Source organism: Candidatus Symbiopectobacterium sp. NZEC135, assembly GCF_025962695.1.
Genome location: NZ_JAGFPF010000635.1, coordinates 1 through 1,106, shown reverse-complemented (window position 1 = coordinate 1,106; position 1,106 = coordinate 1). Strand labels below are relative to the sequence as shown.

At 57.7% G+C, this 1,106-nt stretch carries 1 protein-coding gene; it reads right to left on the bottom strand.

Going from position 1 to position 1,106, the window contains the following annotated elements:
• Positions 1-1,106: VacB/RNase II family 3'-5' exoribonuclease (locus J5224_RS29345; RefSeq protein WP_264628594.1), on the bottom strand; the 1,106-nt coding region annotated here is incomplete at both ends.

Genomic DNA, 1,106 nt, shown 5'->3' with positions numbered 1-1,106 from the left:
GGCGACATCGCGTGTCGCTTCATCCGCACGTCGCTCGGTCAAAGAACAGTGCATGCCCAGTTGCAGCATCTCATTCAGATCGCTGTGCCAGCCGCCGGTCGGCGTCCAGCGTTCACGGCGATCGCTCAACAAATACTTGATGCCGCGGTGCAGTGACAGATCGGGATAGCGGCGAATCGGAGACGTAAAGTGACCGTATGACGTCAGCGCCAGACCAAAGTGGCCGCGGTTTTCCGGATCGTAAATCGCCTGCTTCATCGAGCGCAGCATCATGGTTTGCAGCATTTCATGATCGGGGCGTTCCGCCACCAGCGTCATCAGTTCGGCGTAGTCTTTGGGCTCCGGTTTCATACCGCCTTTCAGCGTCAACCCAAGCTCACCCAGCACGCTACGCAACGCCAGCACATGGTCTTCACTCGGGCGATCGTGCACCCGGAACAGCGCAGGCTCCTGATTTTTCTCAACGAACCGGGCCGCCGAGATGTTAGCCAGGATCATGCACTCTTCAATCAGTTTGTGCGCATCGTTGCGCACCATCGATTCCACGCGTTCGATACGGCGTTCCGCGTTAAAAATAAACTTCGCTTCTTCGGTTTCAAAGGCAATGCCGCCGCGCTCTTCGCGCGCTTTTTCCAGCACCTGATACATCTTGTGCAACTCTTCCAATCCGCCTACCAGCGGCTGGTAATGCGCTCGCAGCTCCGCATCGCCTTGCAACATATGCCACACCTTGGTGTAGGTCAGGCGCGCATGGGAACGCATCACGGCTTCGTAGAATTTGTAGGTCGTCAGCTTGCCGGTGGCAGAAATGGTCATCTCGCACACCATACACAGCCGATCCACGTCCGGGTTCAACGAACACAGGCCGTTAGACAGCACTTCCGGCAGCATCGGCACCACTTGCGAAGGGAAATAAACCGAGGTACCGCGCGCCCGCGCTTCATGATCCAGCGGCGTATTGGGGCGCACGTAATAGCTGACATCGGCAATCGCAACCCACAGACGCCAGCCACCACCGCGTTTTTTCTCGCAGTAGACCGCATCGTCAAAATCGCGCGCGTCTTCACCGTCAATCGTTACCAGCGGGAGGGAGCGCAGATCAACGC